Genomic DNA, 23,758 nt, shown 5'->3' on the forward strand with positions numbered 1-23,758 from the left:
TCCCGGCCGGGGTGTCAGCGGGCGGGGGGTCAGCGCAGGCGGGCCAGCCAGCGGCCGTGCGCGCTCCAGTGCTCTGACTCGGTGAACCCGCAGGCCAGCGCCACCCGTTCGAGGTCGCTCGCCGAGACCGTCGCCCAGGCGAACCATTCCCCGGTGAGCGGCCCCCTGCGCAGCCGGAGCCGGTCGACCCGGCTGCGGATCCCCGGCGGCGCGACCTCGGCCAGGATCGTCCCGCCCGGCCGCAGCAGTTGCCTGACCCTGTGCAGCAGCGCCTCGGGGTTGCCGCCGATGCCGATGTTGCCGTCGGCGAGCAGGGCCGTCGCCCACCGGCCGCTGCCGGGGACGTCCTCGAAGACGTCCCGGAGCAGGGCGAACCCCCCGGCCCGACGGGTCAGGGCGACGGCGCGCGGAGTGACGTCGATGCCCAGCGAACGGACTCCGCGCCGGGTCAGCGCCGCCGTGAGCCGTCCGGGGCCGGAGCCGATGTCCAGCGTGGGGCTGGTGCAGCGGCTCAGCAGTTCCTCGTCGCCGTCGATCGGCTCGAACCAGCGGGCGGTCTCCAGCGTGACCCGGGCGCCGTGTACGTACTCCAGTTCGGCGGCCTCTCCCGCGAGGGCGTCGGCGTACAGCTTGCCGATCATCGGTCCAGCTCCCGCAGCGTGGCGGCGAAGCGGGAGGCGGGCGCCTGGGCGGCCACGGTGCGGGCGTCGGCCGCGGTGTCGACGTCGGTCAGCTCGGGCAGGTGGTGAACGGCCAGCCCGGCGCGTTCGAGCCGGTCGAGCTGGAGCTTGCCGGTCTCCGGATGCGACATGGGCACCCCCAGCAGCAGCCCGGGGTCCGGCCGCCGCAGGCCGAGCAGCCAGAAGCCGCCGTCGGCGGCCGGGCCGTACACCGCGTCGTGCCGCTCCAGCGCCTTCCCCGCCTCGCCCAGCAGCGCCGGGGTGACCTGCGGGGTGTCCATGCCGATCAGCACGACGGGGTCCGGCCGCAGCCGGTGCGCGTCGGTGAAGGCCGCCGCGAGGCGCTCGTCCAGGCTCGCGCCGCGCTGCGGGATGACCACGAAACCCGCGGGCAGCCAGCGGCCCGGCAGCCCGTCCAGGGCGAGCACCCGCTGGGTGGCCGGGGTCGCGGCGACGGCGCGTACGGTGTCGCGCAGCGCGGCCTCGGCCAGGGCGGCGGCCTCGGCCGGGGCGTACGGCGGGGTCAGCCGGGTCTTGACCCTGCCCGGTACCGGTTCCTTGGCGATGATCACGATCTGCGGCGCGGGGCCGGAAGGGTGCTGGCTCAGCGTGCTCAGTCCTTACGAGATGCGGGCGGCCGGTCGACCCGGCGGGCGGGATTCGGGTGCGCGGTGGCGCCGTCGTACGGCCCAGCCGATCAGCACGGCCAGCGCGGCGGCGGCGTAGAAGGGGGTTCCTGGACTCGCGGGGGCGGACGGGCCCGCGATGTACGCGACCGCGCCCGCCAGGGCCACGCCGAGCCACTCCCACCGTCCGTCCATGGCGGCCAGCGCGACGACCAGGAGCGCGTACCAGGAGTAGCCGGGGGTGAACAGCAGCAGGAGCGAGCCGCTGACCAGCAGCGCACCCCGCCAGGGCCGGTCGGGGTCGCCGTGGCGCAGGACGAGGAGCACGACCAGGCCGAGCAGCGCGATCGCGGCGTAGGGCGCCCACGAGTCCGGGACGAGCAGCCGCAGCACCGCGTACCGGTTGCCGCCATCGGGCCCGTCGTAGCGCTCCTCCTTCACGTAGCCCGGCAGGTACCCCAGCACCGAGGCCCCGGAGGCCAGCACGTACGGCAGGTACGACACCGCCACCACGAGCGCGGCGGGCAGCACGGTGCCGAGCACGCGCCGCCAGGCCACCCCGCGGGACAGCACTCCGGACAGGGCGCCGGGGAGCGCCGTCGCGGGCAGCAGCTTGGCCGCCACCGCCGCGCCGAGCAGCCCCCCGCGCACCGCATGACCGGCCGAACCCGGAGCGGCCCGGGTCCGGGCAGCCTGCGCCTCGGCGGCGCGGGCGAAGGTGGCGCGGGCGAAGGTGGCGCGGGCGAAGGTGGCGCGGGCGAAGGCGGCGCGGGCGAAGGTGGCGGGGGCGAAGGTGGCGGGGGCGAAGGCGGCTCGGATGTAGGAGGTTCGGGCGTAGACGGCGCGCGCGGCGGGGCCGAAGGCCAGCACCACCAGCAGGACGCCGAGCATGTCGACGTGCGCGTTGTTCACCGCCTCGACCGGCACCGCGGGACACCACGCCCAGTACGCCGCCCGCCGCGCCCCCGCCGTCCGCCACAGCGCCACCAGCGCCAGCACGGCCATCACCCAGCCGCCGACCTGGAGGGCCTTGTGCCGCGAGCCCTCCGGCGACAGCCAGTGGACCAGCAGGAAGTACCCCTGGGCGACCGGCGGGTAGATCGTCGGCTCGGCGGGACGGTTGATCCGCGTGCAGCCCCCGCCGGGCAGCGCCGCCAGGCCGGGGGTGTCACAACGGGGCGGGAAGAGCCAGTCGTCGCGCAACGGCACGAGCGCCGCGCCTGACGGCGGATGGTCGTAGGGGGAGATGCCCGCGGCCTGCACCCGGCCGTCCCACGCGTACCGGAAGGAGTCGGTGCTGCTGCTGGGCGGGGCCGTCAGCCCGGTCGCGGCCAGCGCGATCCCCCCGGCGAGGACGAGCGGGCCGAGCCGCCGTTCCCGCACCCGCCGGGCCAGCCAGAGTGCCGCCGCGAACAGCGTCCAGGCCAGCAGGTACCAGTGCAGGCCGGGCGGCCCGGCGGCGATCCTCAGCAGGACGGCGGCCAGGGCGGCGAGGGCTGCGCCGACGGCTAGCGGGCTACGGCTCACAGGCGGCAGCCTGGCATCTCGCGGGCTCGTACGAGGCGGCGACAGCCGCTCCCGTTCGTCCTCTGTAAGAACCCTTACGAACCCCTAACGTGCTCTCGGTCCTGGGCTGACGCGGCCCGGCGCGGGCTACCGTCGGCGGCGTGAGAGTGATGGTCACCGGCTCGGCCGGTTTCATCGGCGGCCACGTGGCGCGGGCCCTGACCGCGGCCGGTCACGACGTCGTCGGCCTGGACCTGCGCGACGGCCTGGACGTCCGCGACGCGGGAACGCTGGACACGCTGCTGCCGGGCGTCGACGCCGTCGTGCACCAGGCGGCCAAGGTGGGCCTCGGCGTGGACGTCTCCGACCTGCCCGCCTACGCCTCGGCCAACGTGTACGGCACGGCCGTCCTGCTGGCCGCCATGGCCAGGCACGCGATCGGGCGGCTGGTGCTGGCGTCCTCGATGGTGGTCTACGGCGAGGGACGGTACGAGTGCGCCGCGCACGGCCCCGTCAGGCCGGGCCCCCGGGCCGTCCACGACCTGGAGCGCGGCCGGTTCGACCCGGTCTGCCCGCGCTGCGGCGAGCCGGTGCGCTGCGCGGTGATCGGCGAGGACGCGCCGCCCGATCCGCGCAACGCGTACGCCACCACCAAGCTCGCGCAGGAGCACCTGGCCGCCAACTGGGCCAGGGAGACCGGCGCGAGCGCCGCGGCCCTGAGGTACCACAACGTCTACGGCCCGCGCATGCCCCGCGACACCCCCTACGCCGGGGTAGCGGCGATCTTCCGCTCCGAGCTGGCGGCGGGCCGCGCGCCGAGGGTGTTCGAGGACGGCCGCCAGCTCCGCGACTTCGTCCACGTGCGCGACGTGGCCAGGGCGAACCTCGCCGCCGTGGCCGCGCCCGCCCGGCCGGGCGAGCTGCGCGCCTGGAACATCGCCTCCGGCGCCCCGCACACCGTGGGCGAGCTGGCCCGCGCGCTGGCCGCCGGACGGGGCGGTCCCGCCCCGCGGGTCACCGGGGACTACCGGCTGGGCGACGTCCGCCACATCGTCGCCTCGCCCGAGCGGGCCGGGGCCGAGCTGGGCTTCCGCGCCGAGATCGGCTTCGAGGCGGGGATGAGGGAGTTCGCCCGGTCATGACGATCGACGTGATCCTGCCCTGTCTGAACGAGGAGGCCGCGCTCGGCTGGGTGCTCGCGCGCATGCCGGACGGCTACCGGCCCGTCGTGGTCGACAACGGCTCCACCGACCGTTCCGCGCGGATCGCCCGCGACTGCGGGGCGGAGGTGGTCCACGAGCCGGTGCGCGGGTTCGGGGCCGCCTGCCACGCCGGGCTGCTGGCCTCCTCGGCCGAGCTGGTCTGCTTCATGGACGCCGACGCCTCGCTCGACCCGATCCAGATGCCCCGGGTGAGCGCCGCCGTGCTCGACGGGCGCGCCGACCTGGTACTCGGGCGGCGCGTGCCGCGCACCCCCGGGGCCTGGCCCGCGCACGCCCGGCTGGGCAACGCCGTGCTCGCCGCGAGCCTGCGCCGCCGTACGGGTGCGCCGCTGCACGACCTGGGCCCCATGCGGGCGGCCAGGCGCTCGGCCCTGCTGGACCTCGGGCTGACCGACCGCCGCTTCGGCTACCCGCTGGAGATGGTGCTGCGCGCGGCGGCCGCCGGCTGGCGGATCGACGAGGTGAGGGTGGACTACCTGGCCCGCAAGGGGCGCTCCAAGGTGACCGGAACCGTACGCGGGACGCTGCGCGCCGCCGCCGACATCCGGCGCGTCCTGGCCGACCGCCCCGAGTGACCGCCTCGGCGGTGTGGCGTCGGGTGCTCCGGCTGGGCCGGGCCCGAGCGCCTCGCCGAGGCGGCACGCGGCGGGGGACGTCCGGCGCTAGGCCCCGGTCATGGCGTGTACTCGTAGGCTCCGGCCTCGATGCCCGTGGTGCCGACGGCCACGCCGTCCAGGTCCATCTCGTTGTACCTGGTGACGCCCAGCCCGATCGCCGGGCTGCCGCTCAGCAGGCGCAGCGGCCTGGCCGGGTCGAACCGGGGGTCCTGGTGCACGTTGGCGGTGCCGGCCGCCATCTGGTAGCGGCCGCCGTAGAAGACGTTGTGGTCGACGGCGGTGAAGGTCGGGTCGGCGTAGGCGGTCTTGAGCGCGGCGACCACGACGTTCTGGGTGAGCGTGAGGTGCTGGTTGGTGCAGCTCGCGTCGCAGACGACGCCCTCGGCCTCGGGGTGGGGCAGGTTCATGGAGTTGTTGCGGAACAGGGTGCCGAAGACGGGGCCGTTCACCTCGAGCCGCCCGTCGTCGTGGACCGGGCCGCGGGTGACGAGGCCGGAGCGGGTGCGGGGGCCGTAGATCGCGTTGTACTCGAAGACGTTGCCCGAGGTGCCGTCGGGGTCGTTCGAGGTGCCGTCGGGGTTCCTGCTGGTGCCCAGTTCGGTGAAGGTGTCGTTGTCGATGGCGATGTTGTGGTGGACGCGGTTGCGGGAGCCGAGGAAGATCTCCACGGCCGCGCCGTCGTACCCGTAGTCGTAGCTGAACGCGACCGAGCCGGAGATGGTGTTCCAGGCGATGTTGGAGTCGTCGCCCTGCACCAGGATGGCGAACGCGCCCGAGTCGTCGTTCGGGTGCACGTCGACGGGGGTGAGGGTGCTCATGTGGTTGTTGTCGACGAAGTCGTTGGCCGTGACCGCGGTGTAGCGGGCGCCGGGCTCGATGTAGACGCCGGCGGCGGCGCCGGTGATGAGGTTCTTCTCGATGACGTTGTCGCTGCCGGTGACCTTGATCCCGGCCCAGGAGCAGCGGCCCTGGTCGCGGTTGACGCCGATCTGCAGGTTGTAGACCTCGATGTGGCTTCCGGCGAGGGTCATGCACGCCTCGTCGTCACCCATGATCACGGGGGCCGCGCCGGTGCCGTACGCGTCCACGACGATGGGCGCGGCGGCGGTGCCCGAGCGGGTCACGGACAGGGTGCCCGACCAGGTGCCGCCGCGGGCCAGCAGCAGCTTGGAGCCGGGTTCGAGGGCGGCGGCCGTGGCCTTGGCGAGGGTCTTCCACGCGGTGGCGGTGCTGGTGCCGGCCGCGGAGTCGCTGCCGTTGACGCTGTCGAGGTAGTAGACGGGCGCGGCCGCGGCGTACGCCGTGCCTGTCGCGGGGGTCGCGGATAAGAGCGCCGCCGCGGCGGCGGCGGCGCACGCGGCGGACTTCCAGCTTGCCAATGGAGTTCCAGCCTCCCTGTTCGCAAGATCATTTGGGGTCGCGGCTGACACGGTAGCCCAAGATGGGGAAATGGCGATACTTGTCCACATATGTCCGGACAAGCGGTCGCGCCTGCGATCCCCGGACGTCCTGGGCTCTCCGGGCGGCACGGTCACCGGAAAAGCGGTTGCCACGGCTCGTACCGTCTTGTCCCGTGACCGACATCGACGAGTTGCTCTCGGCCTATGACCAGCAGATGCGGGGAGCGCCGCCCCACCCGCCCACCGGCGTCACCTACGAGCGGGACGGCCCGCTGCTGCGGATCGTCGGCCAGTTCCGCGGCTTCGTCAGCGCCCCGCGCGACGTCGGGCTGCGCGGCGCCGACCTCGACCGGCTGATCACCCGCCAGCGCGACTACTTCGCCGCACGGGGCGAGGCGGTCGAGTGGAAGACCCGCGGGCACGACCTGCCGGCCGACCTGCCCGAGCGCCTGCGCGCCGCGGGTTTCCTCCCGGAGGAGCGGGAGACCGTCCTCCTCGGCCGCGCGGAGGAGATGACCGCGGCCCCGGCCCTCCCGGACGGCGTCACCCTGCGGCAGGTGAGCGCCGACGCCGACCTGCGTCGCATCGCCGCCATGGAGTCGATCGTCTGGGGACAGGACTGGAGCTGGCTCGGCGACGACCTGATCGCCCGCGTCTCGGCGGCCCCCGACGAGATCGCCGTCCTGGTCGCCGAAGCCGGGGAGGGGGTGGTCTCGGCGGCCTGGCTGGTGTTCCGGGAGGGGACCGAGATCGCCAGCCTGTGGGGCGGCTCGACGCTGCCCGGCTGGCGCGGCCGGGGCGTCTACCGCGCGCTGGTCGCCGCCCGCGCCGCGCTCGCCGTCGCCCGTGGCGTCACGTTCCTGCACGTGGACGCGTCCGACGACAGCGCGCCGATCCTGCGGCGGCTGGGCTTCCACGCCGTGACCACCACCACGCCCTACGTGTGGTCACCACCACGGCTGTGACCACCACCACGCCCTACCTGTGGTCACCACCACGGCCGTGACCCGTGCGGGAGGTCCCGCCATGAGCTGTCGCCGAGCCGGAACCGGTTCGGCGACCTGCTCATGGCGGGGTCGCGCGGCGTCAGCCGCCGTTGATCACGAAGCCCGTTCCCGGCTCCCTGACGATGTCGCCGGTGGCCGAGTTCGTGATGGTGACGCCGGTCAGCGTCGCGCTGCCGCGCGCACCGCCGTGGGCCAGGATGCCCGCGCCGTTGTTGGACCTGTCGATGCGGACGTTGGTGATGGCGACGTTCGGCATGTTGCCGCCGCCCGACTTGAACTGGATGCCGTCGTACGTCGAGTCGGAGATCTCGGTGTCGCGGATCGTCACGCCGGGGATGTCCCGGCTCTGCGCGAACAGCGTGATGGCGCCGAACTCCTGCGCCTCACCCCAGAAGACGCCGCCGCAGCGGTGCAGCGCGTTGTTCGCGATCAGCGTCTGTCCGGAGAAGGGCAGCGGGTCGTGGTCGGTGGCCAGCATGATGCCGGGGTAGTTCATGGTGTCGTAGATCAGGTTGTTCTCGATCCTGTTGCCGTAGCCGCCGTAGACGGCGATGCCGTTCGCCCGCCACGGGAGCTGGATGGTGTTGTTGACGAACGCGTTGTCGTGGGCGATGTCCACCGCCTGGTCCTTGACGTACCGGTTGGCCCAGACGGCCAGTGAGTCGTCACCCGTCGTGCGGAAGGTCGAGTTGAACACGCGCGAGTTGCGGGTGCCGTTGGTGAAGTTGATGCCGTCGGCGTAGGTGTTGCGGATGCGCATGCCGCTGAACTGCAGCCCGTCGGCCGGCCCCCACAGGTCGGGGATGTTGTCGTAGTCGCGGCCGACCCAGACCCCGACGTTGGCGTGCTCGATCCAGACGTTGGTGATCTTCGTGTTCTGGCCGAACCGGCCGTTCAGCCCGACGCCGCCCTCGGCGCCGCCCGGGCCGCCGCGGATCCGGCCTGAGCCGAAGATGGCCACGTCGGAGATCTGCACGTTGCTGTCGATGTCGAAGCCGAAGTTGCCCTCGTGCGGGTGGTTGATGCCGCCCGTCGCCAGGTGCGGCTCGGTCAGCGTGTAGAACTGCGAGTGCCACATGCCCGCGCCGCGGATCGTGACGTTGCTGATGCCGACCTGGTTGTACTGGCCGCGGTTCAGCGGGTCGTCGGTGAGGATCTTCTTCTCCTGGCGCCACTGGCCCGGCGGGATCCACACGCAGTCGATGACGCCGTTCTGGTCGTCGGTGACCGCCCGCTGGATGGCGGAGGTGTCGTCGTTGCCGTCGTTGGGCACGGCCCCGTAGTCGGCGATCGAGGTGCACTCGGCCGGCTTGGCGGCCGGCGGCGCCACCTGCTCCAGGTCGATCAGGTCGATGATGTAGAAGGCGGCGGTGTCACCTGCGTCGCGCTGCAGCCGGAACTTGGTGCCCGCCGGATACGAGCGCGACAGCAGCGCGTTCGACTCGTCGAACAGTCTCCGCGCGTCGGCCTGCGGCGTGTTGGTCAGCCCCTCGGGGGAGTCGGTGTTGCCGTACAGCCAACTGTGGCGGGAGGAGAGGGTGAGCTTCTGGACGAACGCGCCGTCGGCGTACAGGCTGATCGTGGCCTCGATACCGCCGCCGCCCGGCGCGTCCGGGATCGAGTTGCGCACCACGATCGAGTTGGCCGGGACGGTCGAGGTGAACTCGACGTACTGGCCGGTACTGTTCAGCCTGACCGACTTCCGGCCCGAGGACTCGGTGGCGAAGTTGGTGTGCCCGAAGGTGCGCAGCGGGTCGGTCTCCAGCAGCGTGCCCTGGTAGGCGGCCGACTCGGCCTCGTACTCGACGTACGGCACCGAGGCGCCGCGGCCGACCGCGATCGTCTGCGACAGCGTGTTGTTGGTCTCGTCGGTCTCGGTGACGGTGCCGGTCGCGTCGGCCGTGGCCGTGGCGGTGGCGCCGCCCGCGGTGGCGGTCCAGCCGCCGCTGACGGCCACGTTCACCGTCGCGCCCGCGGCGATCGCCGCCGTCTGGGTGTCGAGCCTGGTGCCGCCGACGTCCACCCGGGTGACCGTGGTGGCGCCGGTCGAGGTGGTGCCGCGGTTCTTCACGGCCACGGTGAACGTGACGCGGGCGCCGACGGCGGGGTTCGGCGGGGTCGCGGTGAGGCCGAGGACCTCCAGGTCGGGGCCGGGCGTCTCGGCGACCACCAGGGACGTGGGCGCGGTGAAGGAGTTGTTGCCCTCGTTCTGCTCGATGACCTGGTTGTCCTCGTCGACCTTGGCCGAGACCTGGTACGTCCCGGCCCGCCTGGTCCCGATGTCGGCCGACACGGTGGCGGTGGCGCCGGCGGCCAGCGCGCCCACGTTCGCGGTGCCTGCCTTGGCGGCCCCGGCGTAGAAGTTGACCGAGGTCGCGGCGGAGGCCGTGCTGCCGGCGTTCCTGACCGTACCGGTCAGCGTGATCGCGGTCGCCGCGGTCGGCGAGGCGGGCGCCCAGGTGAGGTTCGTGACGGTCAGGTCGGGGTTGGGGGCGGGGGTGCCGAAGATCTGGAATTCGGCGACCTGTCCGCCTGGTGCGCCGGAGTTGGCGGTGAACTGGAGGCGGACGTCGGCGGCGCGGCCGGTGACGGGGATGGTGACGGTGTTGCCGGTGGCGGGGTCGAAGGTGTGGGTGGCCTGGGCGGCGAGGGTGGTGTAGGCGGTGGCGCTCTGTTCGCGGCCGAGGACCTGGAAGGTCTGGGTGCGGCGGCCCCAGATGGGGTCGGGGTTGAGTTTGACGGTGATGGAGGTCAGGTCGGTGTTGGAGCCGAGTTGGACGGTGAGGGTGGCGGGGTAGGCGCCGCTTTCCCAGTAGGTCTGGAGGTTGTTGTCGTTGGCGTTGGCGGCCACGTAGGTGTGGACGTGGGAGGATTCGGTGATCTGTTTGCCGGGGGCGAGGTTGGTGCCGTCGCCTGGGCCGCCTGGGTCGCCTGGGTCGGTGGGGGTGCCCCAGACTTCGAGTTCGGAGAGCTGGCCTGCGGGCCAGCCGGTGTTGGCGGTGATGTGCAGGCGGAGGTGGCGGGTGGTGGGTGGGGTGGTGAAGGTGATGGTGGCGGTGGGGTTGAGTGTGTAGGTGGCGGAGGTGGTGATGGGGGTGAAGGTGGTGCCGTTGGTGCTGCCCTGGACGGTCAGGGTCTGGGTGCGGCTGGGCCAGCCGGTGGGGAGTTTGAGTACGGCTTTGCTGAGGGTGGCCTCGGTGCCGAGGTCGACCTGGATCCATTGGGGGAGGGCGTTGTTGGCCGATTCCCAGTAGGTGGCCTGGTTGCCGTCGGTGATGTTGGCGGGGCGGTAGACGTCGTTGGTGGAGCTGGCGGTGGCGGTCTTGCCGGCGGCGAGGTCGGTGTCGGCGAGGAGGGCTGCCTGTGCGGTGGTGGGGGCGGCGAGGACTCCGATGAGTAAGGTCAGGGCGGCTAACAATGCTCTCATGGGGGGTGGTCATCCTTCGAGTAAGGGGGGATGGCCGAACCATAAGATGTCGAGCAGATAGCCGCAATATTTCGACGATGTTGCGCAAAGAAATAACTCCCGCGCCACCGGCGATCGGGAGCTTCTCCCTGCTTATGGCTTTGAGCTGCGGTTCCGGCCTGTCAGGCCCCCATGCAAGCGCTGACGTCGGATGGGCGCAAGAAGTTGCAATACTTGCGCCACATCGCAGCGGGTCTTGCCGCCTTGTGGCCGGGCCGGACGTCGTCCGGCCCGGGATCAGTGGTCACCGCCTCCTTGCCATGGACATGCCGAGCGCGATCAGTCCGAAGACTGTGATGAGCGCGCCGACGATCACATTGGTGACGATGGTCCGGGTCGTGGCCGCGCCGCCACTGACGAGCCACGGGGCCAGGATGGTCCAGATGCCGATGAGCGGCGCGGTCCAGGCGATGCCGTACGTGCGCCCGAACGCCGAGCTGAAGACCAGCGACAGCAGCGCCACGGCGAGCCCCGTGACCAGGTTGTTGACCGTTAGCGAACCGATGCCGGTGAATCCCACGATCCACGGCGACAGCGCCAGGAACAGCCCGGCCAGCAGGGTGAGCCCTTCCGCTACCTGGACCGCGGGCTTGGCCGCGGCCATCTCGTACTTCTCCCGCATGCTAATGATGTCGGGATGGCTCTCCATTTGGCGGGACATAAGGGGTATCACCTCCCCTTTCGAGGACGGGGGCCATTCTCCCGTCTCCTCGTTCCGCCTACCCGCGGCGAGCGTGTACATTCCCGTGAGCCCCAGGCGGACGACCGTCTTGACCTGGGCCTCACTTGTTCGCCGGGGCCGATCGTCCAACGAGGGGTCCAGGTTCGCCCATGCCGCAGTCTCGATCACCGGCCGCCCCGCGCGCGTGTTTGACGGGGCCGAAGCCGTCCGCTGCGGTTTGATCATCGGAGCCAAAGGGGAGGTCGGCCATGGCCAGGGTCCATCACCGTTACGCGAACGTGCGCGGCAGGCGGCTGTTCTACCGGGAGGCCGGGCCTGCGGACGCGCCCGCGCTCGTGCTCCTGCACGGCTTCCCGGCCAGCTCGTTCATGTTCCGCGAGCTGATCCCGGCGCTGGCCGATCGCTATCACGTCATCGCCCCCGACCACCTGGGGTTCGGGCTGTCCGACGCGCCGCCCGCCGAGGAGTTCGACTACACGTTCGACGCCCTCGCCGACCTGACCGCGGGCCTGCTGGACCGGCTCGGCCTCACCCGCTATGCGCTCTACGTGCAGGACTACGGCGCCCCGATCGGCTGGCGGCTCGCACTCGCCGACCCCGGCGCGATCACGGCCATCATCACCCAGAACGGCAACGGCTACGACGCCGGCTTCGTCCAGAGCTTCTGGACGACCATCTGGGACTACCACCGCGAGCAGAACCCGGAGACCGAGAAGGCCGTCCGGCAGGCGCTCACGCTCGACGCCATCAAGTGGCAGTACCTCACCGGCGTCCCCGACGAGACCCTGGTCAGCCCCGACACCTGGCACCACGACCACGCGCTGGTCTCCCGCCCCGGCAACGACCGCGTCCAGCTCGCCCTGTTCCTGGACTACGCCACCAACCCGCCCCTGTACCAGCGGCTGCACGCCTACCTGCGCGAGCACCAGCCGCCGCTGCTCGCCGTCTGGGGCGAGGGCGACGAGATCTTCGGCCCGGACGGCGCCCGCGCCTTCGGCCAGGACCTGCCCAGCGCGCGGATCCACCTCCTCGAAGGCGGCCACTTCCTGCTGGAGAGCGCCCTCGACGAGGTGACCGAGCTGATCAGGGACTTCCTCGGCGGGCTCGACCCGCGCACCTGACGGGCGGGCCTACAGCGTGAACCGGGCCGTGAAGCCCAGCAGCTCGGCGGCCGCCGTGAGGTCGACGGGCACGGTACGGCCGGGCAGCGGACGGCGCAGCTCGGTCGCCGGATGGTAACGGCGCATCAGCTCCTCCGTCGGCTGGGGCACCAGCGTCTCGGGCGCGGCCACCAGCACGGTACGCGCCCCCGGCCCCGGCACGTCCAGCGCCAGCAGGCACGCCCGAGCCGCGTCCCGCGTCTCCAGGTACGCCCAGAGCCCCCGCGCGTGCAGCCCGGGATCGGCGGCGCACCGGGCGGCGAACTCGCGCAGCCGCTCCCCGAACCCCCCGACGAACGGCAGGCACAACGTCACCACGCCCATCCCGTGCCGCCGCGCCATCGTCTCGGCCGTGAGCCCGTCGACGAGCTTGGACAGCGCGTACGGGTCCTCCGCCTGCGACGGCAGCAGGTGGTCGATCGGCGCGTAGGCGGGATGCAGCTCTCTCGCGGCGAACGCCAGCCCGCCGGCCGCCTGGGACCCCGCCAGGCACACGCGCCGGATCCCCGCCCGCCCCGCCGCTTCGAGCACGGTGAACGTGGACTGCGTGTTGACCGCGAACACCCGTTCGGCCGGCTCCCACTCCGGGGTCGGGATGGCGGCGAGGTGGACCACGGCCCCGGCCCCGTCGAGCGCCGCGCGTACGGCGGCCGGGTCGGTCGCGTCCCCCTCCACGACCAGGTCGGCGGGCAGGTCGCCGGGGTCGTCGAGGACGAGCGCGGCGGCCGGGACCCCGCGCTCGGCCAGCAGGCCGAGGACGGCCCGCCCGATCCGCCCCGCGGCCCCCGTCACCATCACCCGCCGCACACCCACCGACCCCCCTCTCCCCACCGGCCGACCCTGCTCACCTCGTGCTCACCCGGCGCCCTCTGGAGCGTACGCGCGCACCGCGACCAGGTGAGCCGACGGCACGCCGTTCGTCGCCTCGACGACCACGCGCAGCGCGTCCGCCCGCACCGCCGCGGCGAGCGGGTGCACGATGCGCCGCCGCCGGTTGGCACGGGCCTCGGCGACCACCTCCCAGGCCCCGCCCCTGCGCACCTCCACCCGGTAGTCCCGCACCAGCGTGGGCAGCACCTCGAACGGGGTCCGGTGGTGGTGCAGGTTGATCAGGTCCTCGTTGACGTCGTCGTCGGCGATCACCTCGACCCGCCCGATCGTCACCGGCTCCGGCCAGGCCAGCTCCAGCGCGGCCGGCAGCCCGCCGGACACCCACATGTGCGGCCCGGCGTAGGGGCGCTGGTAGCCGTCGAGCGCCTTGGCCGGCGCGAACGCGTCCGTGCCGCCCGTCTCCAGGCAGAACGTACGGCGCAGCAGCCCGGCGTCCGTCCATTCGCGCAGTGGCTGGGGCGCCTCGTCCTGGGGCCGCAGCGGCACCCGGGTGAAGCACAGGACGCCGGGCGTGGGCCGGTCGGCGACGTGCAGGCGGACCAGCGGGTTGGCCCTGACGACGAGGAAGGCGTTGCGCGGCGTGTCAGGCCGCCAGTCCAGGCCCAGGTCCGCCCACTGCTTCTCGCCCGCGGCCAGCGGGAGCACGCTCGTCGTGACCAGCTCGCGCGGCACGTAGTTCTGCCCGAGCACGGGATCGTGCAGCTCGACGGTCAGCGCGGTGTCCGCGTCCGCGTCCAGCAGGAGCCGTACGCCGCCGAGCGCCGGATCGGCGGGCAGCACCAGCCCCGCGTCCGCGTCGAGCGGCCACACCCCGGACGGGGCGTCCACCACCAGCCGGGACAGCGTGCCGGACGCCGTGCCCGACGCCGTGCCCGACGCCGTGGCCGTGGCGGCGCGGGCCAGGTCGGCCGGGTCGTCGAGCGGGAGCCCGACGATGGAGGCGTCCTCGCGCAGCAGGGTGCGCTGCAGCTCGGCCACGGGCAGGTCGCGCGGGCGTGCGCCGCGCTCGACGCAGAGCGCGGCGGCCGTGCCCGCCGCCTGCCCGATCGTCGCGCAGGTGGCCATCACCCGGGTCGAGCCGAACGCCACGTGCGAGGCCGAGATGTTGCGCCCGGCCATGAGCAGGTTGGGCACGTTGACCGAGTAGAGCGAGCGGAAGGGGATGTGGTAGATCCCGTCGGCGTAGCGCTGCCTGGCCCCGGCCTCGGTGGCGTACATGCCCTGCGGCGGGTGCAGGTCGATCGACCAGCCGCCGAAGGCCACCCGGTCCTCGAACGGCGTCTGCCCGAGCACGTCGTGCTGGGTGAGCACGTGGTCGCCGAGGAAACGCCGGTACTCCCGCTTGCCGGGCAGCGCGCCCACCCATTCGAGCGTCATCGTGTCGGCGTCGAACTTGCCGGAGTTCTTGATGTGGTCCCAGATGCCGTGGACCACCGACCACAGCTCGTCCCGGATGCGCTCGTTGTCGTGCACGGTGTCCAGCTCGCCGCCGAACTCGATCCACCAGTACGCGCAGCCGTTGTCCCCTGCCTTGATGATGCGCCGCTCGGGGATGGAGGTCGTGGTGATGTCCTTGGCGAAGCTCGGCGGCACGTAGCGGACGGGCTCGCCCGCGTCCTTGGTGTAGAACAGCAGCGTGCTGCCCAGGGTGATGTCGTCGGGCTCGTCGGGCGCCCACGGCTCGCCGTACTCGGCCCGGCCCTCGCGGCCGATCCGGTGGCGCGCGCCCGCGAGGTGCCCCACCAGGCCGTCGCCGGTGCAGTCCAGGAAGTACGGCGACTCGAACGTGATGAGCCGCTCCGAGCCCATCATCCAGCCCGTGACCGAGGTGATCCCGCCGTCGCCGGCGTCGACGAGGCGGACGTCGGTGTTGAGGAACAACGAGATCCCGGGCTCGGCGCGGACCGTGTCCAGCACCGTGGTGTCCCAGAAGTAGGGGTTGCCCTGCGGGTTGCGGTACTGGTTCTCGACGAGCAGCTCGCCCATGATGCCGCCCTCGCGGGCGTGGTGGTTCTTGCCGTGGCCGGTCGCGCCGCACACCCAGACCCGTACCTCGCTGCTGGAGTTGCCGCCCAGCACGGGCCGGTTGCCGACCAGCGCCACCGTACGCCCGAGGCGGGCGGCGGCGACGGCCGCGCACACCCCGGCCAGCCCGCCGCCCACCACGGTGATGTCATGCTTTACGGTCTCTTGTCTCATTCGCTCAATCCGTAGTAGACGCGGGGCGCTCCGTCCAGGGTCAGCCGCACCTGGCCGTCGCGTACGGGCAGGGTGCGCTCGCGGCCGATGCAGTCGACCTCGCGGACCGTGGCGCCCGTCGCGGGCAGGGTCAGCGGGGTCTTGGTGGGCCAGTGGTCGCTCCACGCCTCCTTGTGCGGGTACCACTGGTCGGCGCCGTGGTCGGCGTTGAGGAGGTAGCCGTCCTTGCGGCTCCAGAGCATCGCGAACCCCTCGAACTGCAGGCCCTTCAGCTCCGGATCGGGAAGGGTCAGCCACCGGACGAACCGCGCCCCCTCCAGGATCCGCGTCGCCGTGGCGTAGGCGAGCAGCGCCGCCTTGACGCCGGTGTCGCGGTTCATCAGCCCGAAGTGGTATTCGGGGTTGGCCGGGTCGGCCTCCTGCGGGTGGTGGATGGTGCTGTCGTGCGGCTGGTACCAGTTCACGCCGTCCACTCCCTCCGACACCGCCAGGGCCAGGGTGAGCAGCACGTTCTCGGCGGCCTGCCGGTGGTTGTCGTTCCACCACCGGTTCGGCCTGGTGCACGCGTACGCCTCGGTCAGCCACAGCTCCTTGCCGCCGCCCTGCTCGTCCACGATCCTGCGGGCCTCCCTCAGCGCGCCGAGGAAGTTCCAGTACGTGCCGTTCTCGCCCTGCTGCCACTCACCGGGCGGCGGCGCGTAGTCGGGGGTGAAGTTGCCGCGCCCGGGGTGGATGGCGAAGGCGTCGATCAGGTCCCAGCCGCCCGCCTCGATGAACTTCGCGGTCCACACGGTGTCCATGCCGCCCAGGCCGCAGTTCATCAGCTTGATGCCGGAGTCCTTGAGCCGGTCGTGGATGGGCTTGAGACCGTCGCGGATGTACTCGGGCACCCGCTGGCCCTGCATCCACGGGTTGTTCAGCTCGTTGGCGACCTCGAAGTACCGGGCTCCGGACGCCCGCGCGACGGCGGCCCGGTCGTCGGCCCAGGCGGCGACCTGCGCGGGTGTGCCGTTGAAGATGACGCCGCCGAGCTGCACGTTGTGCGGGATGCCGAGCGCGTCCAGCTCGGCGGGGGACAGGCCGGGCGCGCCGTCGTAGGCGATGCGCACCGACTTCACGCCGATCCGGCGCAGCAGCGCGCCGACCGACGCCTTGTCCGGCACCAGCATCCAGGTGTAGTTGGCGATGCCGAACCGGCCCTCGGCCTGGTAGGTGTGCGGTCTCAGGGTGGCCATGGTGGTCCTGGCGAACGCCTCGTCGGCGTCCGAGACGGCCTTGACCTCGGCGAAGACGATGCCCTGCGGCTCGCCCCCGACCGCGAACGTCTCGTCCCAGACCTCCCCGGCGGCCAGCGTCCTGTTCAGCGTGCCGTGGCCGGCCTTCTTGCCGTCGAAGTCGCGGGCGCACCAGGTGAGCCGTACCGTGCGCGCGGCGGCGGAGCCGTTGACGACCTGCGCCCTGAGCCGCAGGTCCGCGCCCGGGTCGTGGAGGCCGAACGGCTGGTCGCACCAGGCGTCCACGCTCAGCGGCGCCGCGGTGGCCAGGCCGTTGGCCGCGGCCGGGCGCATCTCGCCCAGCACCAGCTCGGCCTCGGTCACGTTCGCGGCGGTGCCGGGGGCGTGGATCCAGGTGGCGTTGGTGAAGCCGGGCGTGGTCTTGTCCAGCCGGAAGAACGCGCGGGTCCCGGCCCAGGTCTCCTGGTAGAGCGCGCCCGCGTTCACCTCGTACGGCACGCCACCGCGGGCGTCGCGCGTCCACCGGGTGACTGGTACGTACCGCTCCGGTGCCGACGGGTTCAGCACGGTCCTGGCGAACATGAACCCCGACGGCGTCAGGGTGGCGCTGCCGCCCACCTCCCAGCGCAGGTGCGCCCGGCGGGCGGAGACGGTGAACAGGCCGCGGACCGTGACCTGCTGGGCGGACGCCGACATCGTGTAGTCGACCTGGATGGCGGGCCTGCCGTCCACGGTCACCAGCGAGGGCGTGCCGCCGAACGTGCGCTGCTGCCCGAGCACGCTGTCCTTGATCATGAAGTGGCTGAGCCGGACCCGGTCGGCGTCGTCGCGGACGAGGATCGAGCCGTCCGCCTCCGCCACCAGCGTGATGCCGTCGGCCTGGATGGAGATGGCATTGGCAACGGCTTCCGGGGTGGTGCCGGTGACGAGCGTGGCGCCGGCGGCGACAGGGAGGGCCTGGATGAGAGTACGGCGGGAGATTTCAGCCATTGGGGGGTGCCTTTCGTGAAATGTCAGCCCTTGATGCCGGTGAATCCGAGCCCGGCCACGATGTGCTTCTGGAAGACCAGGAACACCAGCACCGGCGGCGCGAGCGCCATCGCCATGGCGGCGATCAGCTCGTCCTGCGGTGCCTGCTCGGCCAGGTTGGCCAGGGCGACGCTGATGGGCTGCTTCTCGGGGTCGGTGATGGCCACCAGCGGCCAGATGAAGTCCTTCCAGCTGTGCATGACGGCCAGCAGACTGATCACGGCCAGGATCGGCCGGCTCATCGGCAGCACGATCCGGGTCAGGAGCTGCCACGTGGACGCCCCGTCGACCCTGGCCGCGGCGAACAGCTCGGGCGGCAGCGCGTCGAAGAAGCGCTTGGCCAGCAGCACGTTGAACGCGTAGGCCCCGGACGGCAGCCAGATCGACCAGTACGAGTCGACCAGCCCGAGATCGATGACCGTCAGGAACAGGCTGGTCATCGAGACCGTGTAGGGGACGAACATCGTGGCCAGGATCGCGCCGTACACGTAGCGGCCGAACCGGGGCCGCAGCACCGACAGCGCGAAGCCCGCGGTGACCGCCACGACGAGCTGCACCGCCCACGAGCCGCCCACCACCTGGAGGGTGTTGAGCAGGTAGTGCCCGATGCCGAGGTCGGCCCAGGCCGTGGCGAAGTTCTCCGGACGCGGGTCCGCCGGCCACAGGTCGAGCGGCCTGGAGATGAGGTCCGTGCTGGGCGACATGGCACCCTTGACCGTCATGTAGATCGGGCCGAGCCCGATGAGCACCAGGAGGACGAGCGTGAGCGCCTGGACGCTGCGCAACCCGGCCCGGATCGCCGGGCGGCGCTCCTCGACGTGCGAGATCAGGCTCATGAGGCGCTCCAGCTCCGGGTGGCCCGCAGGTAGACGGCCGACAGCAGGCCCAGGACGATCGCCAGCAGGAACGACAGCGCCGCCGCCTGGCCGTACGCGCCGTCCTGGAACGCGTACCGGAAGATCAGCAGGAGCACGGTGAGCGTGGCGTTCTCCGGGCCCCCGCCGGTGAAGACGTACGGCTCGGTGAAGACCTGCATGGTGCTGATGAGCTGCATGAGCAGCAGCAGGCCGATCACCGGGCGCAGTTGCGGCAGCGTGATGTGCCACACGCGGGTCCAGATGGAGGCGCCGTCCATCTGCGCGGCCTCGTACAGCTCCGACGGGACGCCGACGATCGCGGCCAGGTAGATCAGCACCGCGCCGCCCATGCCCGCCCAGGTGGACTGCAGGACCAGGCTGACCATCGCGGTCCCGGGCGAGTCCAGCCACGGGTACGGGCCGAGCCCGACGAGGCCGAACAGCCCGTTGAACAGGCCGTGCCCCGGGTCGTAGAACCACTTCCACAGCAGGATCGCCACCACCGGCGGCACCACCACGGGCAGGTAGACCAGGAACCGGTACACCCCCGCGCCCCGCCGCACCGTGGCCAGCACGACGGCCAGCACCAGCGGCGCGGGGAAGCCGATGAGCAGCGCCAGCCCGACGAACAGCAGCGTGTTGCCGATGGCCGTGCCCAGCAGCGGGTCGGCGAACAGCGCGCGGAAGTTGTCCAGGCCCACCCACGTGGCGGGATCGACCAGGTTCGTCTCCTGGAAGCTGATCAGCAGCCCGCGCAGGATCGGCCACCACGAGAACACCCCGAACACCACGAGCGCCGGGACGAGGAACAGCAGCGCGGTCAGCGCGTTGCGCCCGAGTCGGCCCTTCCCTGCGGCGGGCGCCGCTCCGGCGGCGGGGAGGGGGACGGCCACGCCGGTACGGGCCGTCCCCGTGCGGCCGGCACTCACTGCCGGGCCGCCGCGAGCTTGGCGTTGACGTCCGTCTCGGCCTTGGCCAGCAGGTCGTCCACGGACGCCGCCCGGTTCGTGAGCACCGCCTGGACCACGGTGTCCAGCACCGCGTACACCTGCTGGGCCTGTACGGCGGGCTCGGGGCGCAGGGTGAGCGACGGGGTGCCCTCCAGCCACGGCCGGAAGTGCTCCAGCTTCACGTTCACGTACGGCAGGACCGCCTCGTCGATCTTGGCCTGCTGTCCGGCGTCGAACATGGGCAGCGTCGGCACGCCCACCGCCGACTTCGGATCGGCGGCCAGCTCCTTGGCTCTGGAGGCGGCCGCGGCGGGGTCGTACTGGGGCTCGGCGTAGGCGAACAGCAGCCACTTCACCGCGGCGGCGACCTTGTCCGCCGGCGCCGACTTGGGCACCAGGTACACGTCACCGCCGGTCAGCGTCGCGTTCCCGCCGGCCTGGGGGAGCGGGCCGATGCCGAAGGCGTCGGTGTCCTCCATCCCGTACGTCATCTTGGCCAGCCGGTAGGTGCCCGGAGTGCCCATGTACATGCCGATCTCGCCGGCGGCGAACCGCTTGATCACGTCGTTCTGGTCGTTGAGCTGGGCGTCGCCCATGGAGTCGTCCGTCCAGCGCATCTCCTTGAGCAGGCCGAGCGCCTTCCTGACCGGGTCGGAGTTGAAGGCGGCCACGGGCTTGCCGCCCTCCTCGCGCTGGATCTCGCCGCCGTGGGTGTAGGCGAGCATGGTGAGCTGCCAGCCGCCCTGGTTGTTCTTGGACTCGTGGACGAACCCCGCCTTGCCGGTCTTGACGGAGATGGCCTTGGCCGCCGCCCTGACCTCGTCCCACGTCTTCGGCGGCCGGTCGGGGTCCAGCCCGGCCTTGGCGAACAGGTCCCGGTTGTAGACCAGGCCCTGGGCGAAGGGGGCCTGCGGCACCCCGTACACCTCCCCGGCGGCGTCGCTCAGCGGGAGCAGGACCTGCGGGTTGAACTCCTTGTAGTGCGCCCACCCGGACAGCTCCTTGGTGAGCGGCTGGACCTGCTTGCGGGCGATGAGGCCCTGCGGCTCGGTCAGCGGGACCTTGATCACGTCCTCGACCCGGCCGCCCGCCAGTTTCGCCGAGAACGTCAGCGGGTCGAACACCGTGGTCGAGCCCTGCACCTTGATCCCGGGATTGCGCCGCTCGAACTCCGCCACCATCTTCCTGAACTGATCCAGCCCCGGCTTGTCCGTGGCGGGAGGCATGCCCTGGACCCGGATCACGACGGCCTCCGGCTCGCCGGACGTGGGGGATCCGCATCCGGCCAGCGCCGGGGCGAGGAGTGCGCAGCCGAGCAGGCCCGCGGTCAGCTTCATGGTGACTCCCATGGGGGGAAGGAGGGCAGGTCGAGATGGCGGTAGGGCGCGGGCCGTACCGGGAGTGGGCGTTCGGGAAGAGGGCGGGAGGAGGGAGAGGGCTCAGCCGGGGGCGGGGCCCGTGGAGGCCCGGGGGATCAGGCGTGAGCCGATCCCGGCGACCCGCCCCTCGCCCCTGCCCGCGATCGTGTCGATGAGCAGGTCGGCGGCGGCGGTGGCGACCTCGTCGGCCGAGATCCTGATCGTGGTGAGCGAAGGGGTCGAGGTGGCGGCGAGCAGCGTGTCGTCTATGCCGATCACGCTCACCCGGTCGGGCACGCCCACGCCGAGCTTGGCGAACTGGTGCAGCACGCCGAGCGCCACGAGGTCGTTGTGCGCGAGCACCGCCGTCGCCTCGCCCGCCGCGACCAGCGTGGCCGCGTGCAGGCCGGTCTCGAAGCGGGGGTCGTACGGGCCCAGCTCGGTCAGCGAGAGGTCGTGGGCCTCGAACACCTCCCTGATGGACTTGCCGCGCCCGTGCTCGCCGTGCTCGGCGTTGACGAAGACGCAGCGGGTGTGCCCGTACGCCTTGAGGTGCTCGGCGGCCTGCGCGATGCCCTGCTCGAGCGAGATGCGCAGCTCCGCCATGCCCTCGACGTGCCGGTTGACCAGGACGGTCGGCATCTCGGCGCCCAGTTCGCGCAGCCGTTCCCCCGGCAGCGTCGAGGCCCACAGGATCAGGCCGTCGACCTGCTTGGAGACCGCGGCGATGGTCTCCAGCTCGTCGTACTCGCGTTCGTCGGTGTCGGCGGCGAGCACCGTGTAGCCCAGCCGCCGGGCGCGGGCCTGCATGGCCTTGAAGATCGGCGGGAAGAACGGGTTCGCGATGTCGGGGATGATCAGCCCGAGCGAGCCCGTCCGGCCGCCGCGCAGCGAGCGGGCGGCGGGGTTGGGGGAGTAGCCCAGCGCGGCCGCGGCCTCGCGGACCCGCTGCAGGGTCTGCGGCTGCACCTGGTCGGGCGCGGTGAACGCGCGGGAGACGGTGGAGACGGAGACGCCCGCCGCGCTCGCCACCTGCTTGATCGTTACCGCCACCGTCGGTCCTCCTGTGTCGTTGGTACGGAGGATCGTTGCAAACGTTCCCGGAATACGTCAAGAGTGTTTCGTGCAGGAAAAATCCGGATCTATCCAGGATGACCGGGCTCTGCCATGATGCGTTTCTGAGTGTTTGCGGGATCGTTTTCATGAAAAGGAGTCAGATGAAGATCACCGGTTGGGAGCTGCTCACCCTGCCCGATCACGGCGACAGCATGATGCTGCTGGCCATCGACACCGACGAAGGGCTGTACGGTCTCGGCGAGGTCGGCATCAGATCGAGGCAGAAGGCCGTGGCCGGCGGCATCGAGCACCTCGGCGAGCTGCTGGTCGGCGAGGATCCCACCAGGATCGAGCACCTGTGGCAGGTGATGTTCCGGCGCGGCTTCTTCCCCGCCGACCGGTTCCTGTCGGCCGCGATCGCCGCCGTGGACGTGGCGCTGTGGGACCTGCGCGGCAAGGCCCTCGGCGTGCCCCTGTACGAGCTGTTCGGCGGGCGGGTGCGCGATCACGTACCGGCCTACACCCATCTGGGCGACGACTACCACGACGTCGAGGCGTTTCTCGACCGGGCGCGCGGCCTGGTCGCCGACGGCTGGCGGCACCTGCGCTTCGCGGTGCCGCACGCGCCGGACGGGGTGCTCGACCAGCGGGCCTCGATGCGGGCCGGGATCGAGCTGTTCCACCGGATGAGGGCGGCGGTGGGGGAGGAGGTGGAGCTGATCCTCGACGTGCACACCCGGCTCGACCCGCCGGAGGCGGTCACGCTGTGCCGGGAGATCGAGGCGGCGCGGCCGTACTTCGTGGAGGACCCGCTGCGCAGCGAGGGCCTGGACGCCTACCGCATGCTCAGGGCGCGTACCGGGGTGCCGCTGGCGGCGGGGGAGCAGTTCGGCTCGAAGTGGGAGTTCCAGCGCCTGGTGGAGCCGGACCTGATCGACTACGCCCGCGTGGACGTCGGCGTGGCGGCCGGGCTCACCGAGGCCAGGAAGATCGCGGCGATGTGCGAGACCCACTACGTCAAGCTCGCCACCCACAACCCCCTCGGCCCGGTGACCGCGGCCTCCTCGCTCCACCTCAACCTCGCGACCCCGAACGCCGCCGTCCAGGAACACCAGACCCAGCCGGAGCCCGCGATCGACGCGCTGTTCACCACCCGGCCCGTCATCCGGGCGGGCCGGGTGGAGGTCTCCGACCTGCCCGGCCTCGGCGTGGACCTCGACCGGGCCGCCGCCAGGCGCTACCAGGCCGTCGCCGCCGAGCGCCCCCACCTGCGCACCCCGGACGGCGCCTTCACCAACTGGTGACCGGCGCGGCCACGCCCGGCCGCGCCGCCACGCCCGGCCGCGCCGACGCGGACGGCCGCGCACCCGCGCGTCCGCCCAGGGACGCGCGGCCCGAGCCGTGGCGGAACGGCACGGCGCACGGCGTCAGGCGGGTTGCCCCGCCGCCGCCGTGCGCACCGCCATCCGCCGCTCGAACCACAGCGAGGTGAACGGCGGCACCCCGCACGCCAGGCCGAGCAGCACCGCGCCCCGGCTCCAGCCCGCCTCCCTGGCCGAGAGCAGCACCCCGGCCACGTAGAGCACGAACAGCGCCCCGTGGATCGGCCCGAACACCTTCACCCCCAGCTCGCCGGTCTCGGTCACGTACTTGAAGAACATGCCGACCAGCAACCCCGCCCACGAACACGCCTCGGCCACCGCCACGACCCGGAACCAGCGCAGCACACTCCACCCCTTCGCTCGACCGCAGCCCACACTCTACAGGCTGTAGAGCACGGGCCGGGCCGACCGCCGGGTGGCGGGAAAGCCTGACG

At 72.3% G+C, this 23,758-nt stretch carries 19 protein-coding genes; 5 read left to right on the forward strand and 14 right to left on the reverse strand.

Translation table 11 applies throughout. The features are described from left to right. Positions 1-29: 29 nt before the first annotated feature. The 3 genes from ACZ6S0_RS32760 to ACZ6S0_RS32770 are packed head-to-tail and all read right to left on the reverse strand — an operon-like array spanning position 30 to position 2,833. Positions 30-641, reverse strand: coding sequence for a class I SAM-dependent methyltransferase (locus ACZ6S0_RS32760; RefSeq protein WP_465923169.1), 612 nt, complete (start codon positions 639-641; stop codon positions 30-32). After that, positions 638-1,252: a TIGR04282 family arsenosugar biosynthesis glycosyltransferase gene (locus tag ACZ6S0_RS32765; protein ID WP_465923170.1), complete on the reverse strand. Its 615-nt coding sequence runs from the start codon at positions 1,250-1,252 to the stop codon at positions 638-640. Before ACZ6S0_RS32765 ends, ACZ6S0_RS32760 begins: the two co-directional genes overlap by 4 nt. A 48-nt stretch (positions 1,253-1,300) precedes the next feature. Next, positions 1,301-2,833: a hypothetical protein gene (locus tag ACZ6S0_RS32770; RefSeq protein ID WP_465923171.1), complete on the reverse strand. Its 1,533-nt coding sequence runs from the start codon at positions 2,831-2,833 to the stop codon at positions 1,301-1,303. A gap of 149 nt (positions 2,834-2,982) precedes the next feature. On the opposite strand from ACZ6S0_RS32770, the gene ACZ6S0_RS32775 reads away from it, so the two are divergent. Both ACZ6S0_RS32775 and ACZ6S0_RS32780 read left to right on the forward strand, forming a co-directional pair. Beyond that, the gene (locus ACZ6S0_RS32775; RefSeq protein WP_465923226.1) at positions 2,983-3,954 is read left to right on the forward strand and encodes an NAD-dependent epimerase/dehydratase family protein; all 972 of its coding nucleotides are present in this window, start codon (positions 2,983-2,985) and stop codon (positions 3,952-3,954) included. Beyond that, the gene (locus ACZ6S0_RS32780) at positions 3,951-4,610 is read left to right on the forward strand and encodes a glycosyltransferase family 2 protein (RefSeq protein WP_465923172.1); all 660 of its coding nucleotides are present in this window, start codon (positions 3,951-3,953) and stop codon (positions 4,608-4,610) included. Before ACZ6S0_RS32775 ends, ACZ6S0_RS32780 begins: the two co-directional genes overlap by 4 nt. 98 nt (positions 4,611-4,708) lie before the next feature. Here ACZ6S0_RS32780 and ACZ6S0_RS32785 read toward each other — a convergent pair whose 3' ends face one another. Further along, on the reverse strand, positions 4,709-6,031 hold the full coding sequence (locus tag ACZ6S0_RS32785) for a right-handed parallel beta-helix repeat-containing protein (RefSeq protein ID WP_465923173.1): 1,323 nt from the start codon (positions 6,029-6,031) through the stop codon (positions 4,709-4,711). A gap of 194 nt (positions 6,032-6,225) precedes the next feature. Here ACZ6S0_RS32785 and ACZ6S0_RS32790 point away from each other — a divergent pair, with 194 nt between their 5' ends. Continuing rightward, a complete protein-coding gene (locus ACZ6S0_RS32790) occupies positions 6,226-7,017 on the forward strand; it encodes a GNAT family N-acetyltransferase (protein WP_465923174.1) in 792 nt (263 codons plus the stop codon). Positions 7,018-7,138: 121 nt separating this feature from the next. Here ACZ6S0_RS32790 and ACZ6S0_RS32795 read toward each other — a convergent pair whose 3' ends face one another. Both ACZ6S0_RS32795 and ACZ6S0_RS32800 read right to left on the reverse strand, forming a co-directional pair. Next, entirely contained in the window at positions 7,139-10,486 is a 3,348-nt protein-coding gene (locus tag ACZ6S0_RS32795) for a CARDB domain-containing protein (RefSeq protein ID WP_465923175.1), read from the reverse strand. A 283-nt stretch (positions 10,487-10,769) separates the two neighbouring features. Next, entirely contained in the window at positions 10,770-11,147 is a 378-nt protein-coding gene (locus tag ACZ6S0_RS32800; RefSeq protein ID WP_465923176.1) for an SPW repeat protein, read from the reverse strand. 308 nt (positions 11,148-11,455) lie between these two features. On the opposite strand from ACZ6S0_RS32800, the gene ACZ6S0_RS32805 reads away from it, so the two are divergent. Beyond that, complete coding sequence (locus tag ACZ6S0_RS32805) at positions 11,456-12,328, forward strand: alpha/beta fold hydrolase (protein ID WP_465923177.1); 873 nt, start codon at positions 11,456-11,458, stop codon at positions 12,326-12,328. A 9-nt stretch (positions 12,329-12,337) separates the two neighbouring features. Here ACZ6S0_RS32805 and ACZ6S0_RS32810 read toward each other — a convergent pair whose 3' ends face one another. The 7 genes from ACZ6S0_RS32810 to ACZ6S0_RS32840 all read right to left on the reverse strand — a co-directional run bounded on the left by ACZ6S0_RS32810 (position 12,338) and on the right by ACZ6S0_RS32840 (position 21,939). Next, positions 12,338-13,180 carry an NAD-dependent epimerase/dehydratase family protein gene (locus ACZ6S0_RS32810; RefSeq protein WP_465923178.1) on the reverse strand — a complete coding sequence of 281 codons (843 nt, stop codon included), beginning with the start codon at positions 13,178-13,180 and terminating at the stop codon, positions 12,338-12,340. A gap of 42 nt (positions 13,181-13,222) precedes the next feature. Continuing rightward, positions 13,223-15,457, reverse strand: a complete 2,235-nt coding sequence (locus tag ACZ6S0_RS32815; RefSeq protein ID WP_465923179.1) for an FAD-dependent oxidoreductase — start codon at positions 15,455-15,457, stop codon at positions 13,223-13,225. Then, a complete protein-coding gene (locus tag ACZ6S0_RS32820) occupies positions 15,454-17,682 on the reverse strand; it encodes a hypothetical protein (protein WP_465923180.1) in 2,229 nt (742 codons plus the stop codon). The genes ACZ6S0_RS32815 and ACZ6S0_RS32820 overlap by 4 nt, the downstream gene beginning before the upstream one ends. 23 nt (positions 17,683-17,705) lie before the next feature. After that, positions 17,706-18,557 (reverse strand): carbohydrate ABC transporter permease, encoded by an 852-nt coding sequence (locus ACZ6S0_RS32825; protein WP_344889396.1) that lies wholly within the window; start codon positions 18,555-18,557, stop codon positions 17,706-17,708. Continuing rightward, positions 18,554-19,471 (reverse strand): carbohydrate ABC transporter permease, encoded by a 918-nt coding sequence (locus ACZ6S0_RS32830; RefSeq protein ID WP_465923181.1) that lies wholly within the window; start codon positions 19,469-19,471, stop codon positions 18,554-18,556. The genes ACZ6S0_RS32825 and ACZ6S0_RS32830 overlap by 4 nt, the downstream gene beginning before the upstream one ends. A gap of 32 nt (positions 19,472-19,503) precedes the next feature. After that, a complete protein-coding gene (locus tag ACZ6S0_RS32835; protein ID WP_465923182.1) occupies positions 19,504-20,865 on the reverse strand; it encodes an ABC transporter substrate-binding protein in 1,362 nt (453 codons plus the stop codon). 102 nt (positions 20,866-20,967) lie between these two features. Next, positions 20,968-21,939 (reverse strand): LacI family DNA-binding transcriptional regulator, encoded by a 972-nt coding sequence (locus ACZ6S0_RS32840; protein ID WP_465923183.1) that lies wholly within the window; start codon positions 21,937-21,939, stop codon positions 20,968-20,970. 164 nt (positions 21,940-22,103) lie between these two features. On the opposite strand from ACZ6S0_RS32840, the gene ACZ6S0_RS32845 reads away from it, so the two are divergent. Further along, positions 22,104-23,246, forward strand: coding sequence for a mandelate racemase/muconate lactonizing enzyme family protein (locus ACZ6S0_RS32845; protein ID WP_465923184.1), 1,143 nt, complete (start codon positions 22,104-22,106; stop codon positions 23,244-23,246). Positions 23,247-23,369: 123 nt separating this feature from the next. Here ACZ6S0_RS32845 and ACZ6S0_RS32850 read toward each other — a convergent pair whose 3' ends face one another. Further along, complete coding sequence (locus tag ACZ6S0_RS32850; protein WP_465923185.1) at positions 23,370-23,669, reverse strand: DUF3817 domain-containing protein; 300 nt, start codon at positions 23,667-23,669, stop codon at positions 23,370-23,372. Positions 23,670-23,758 lie beyond the last annotated feature (89 nt).

The sequence above is a fragment of the Nonomuraea sp. NPDC051298 genome (assembly GCF_055586305.1).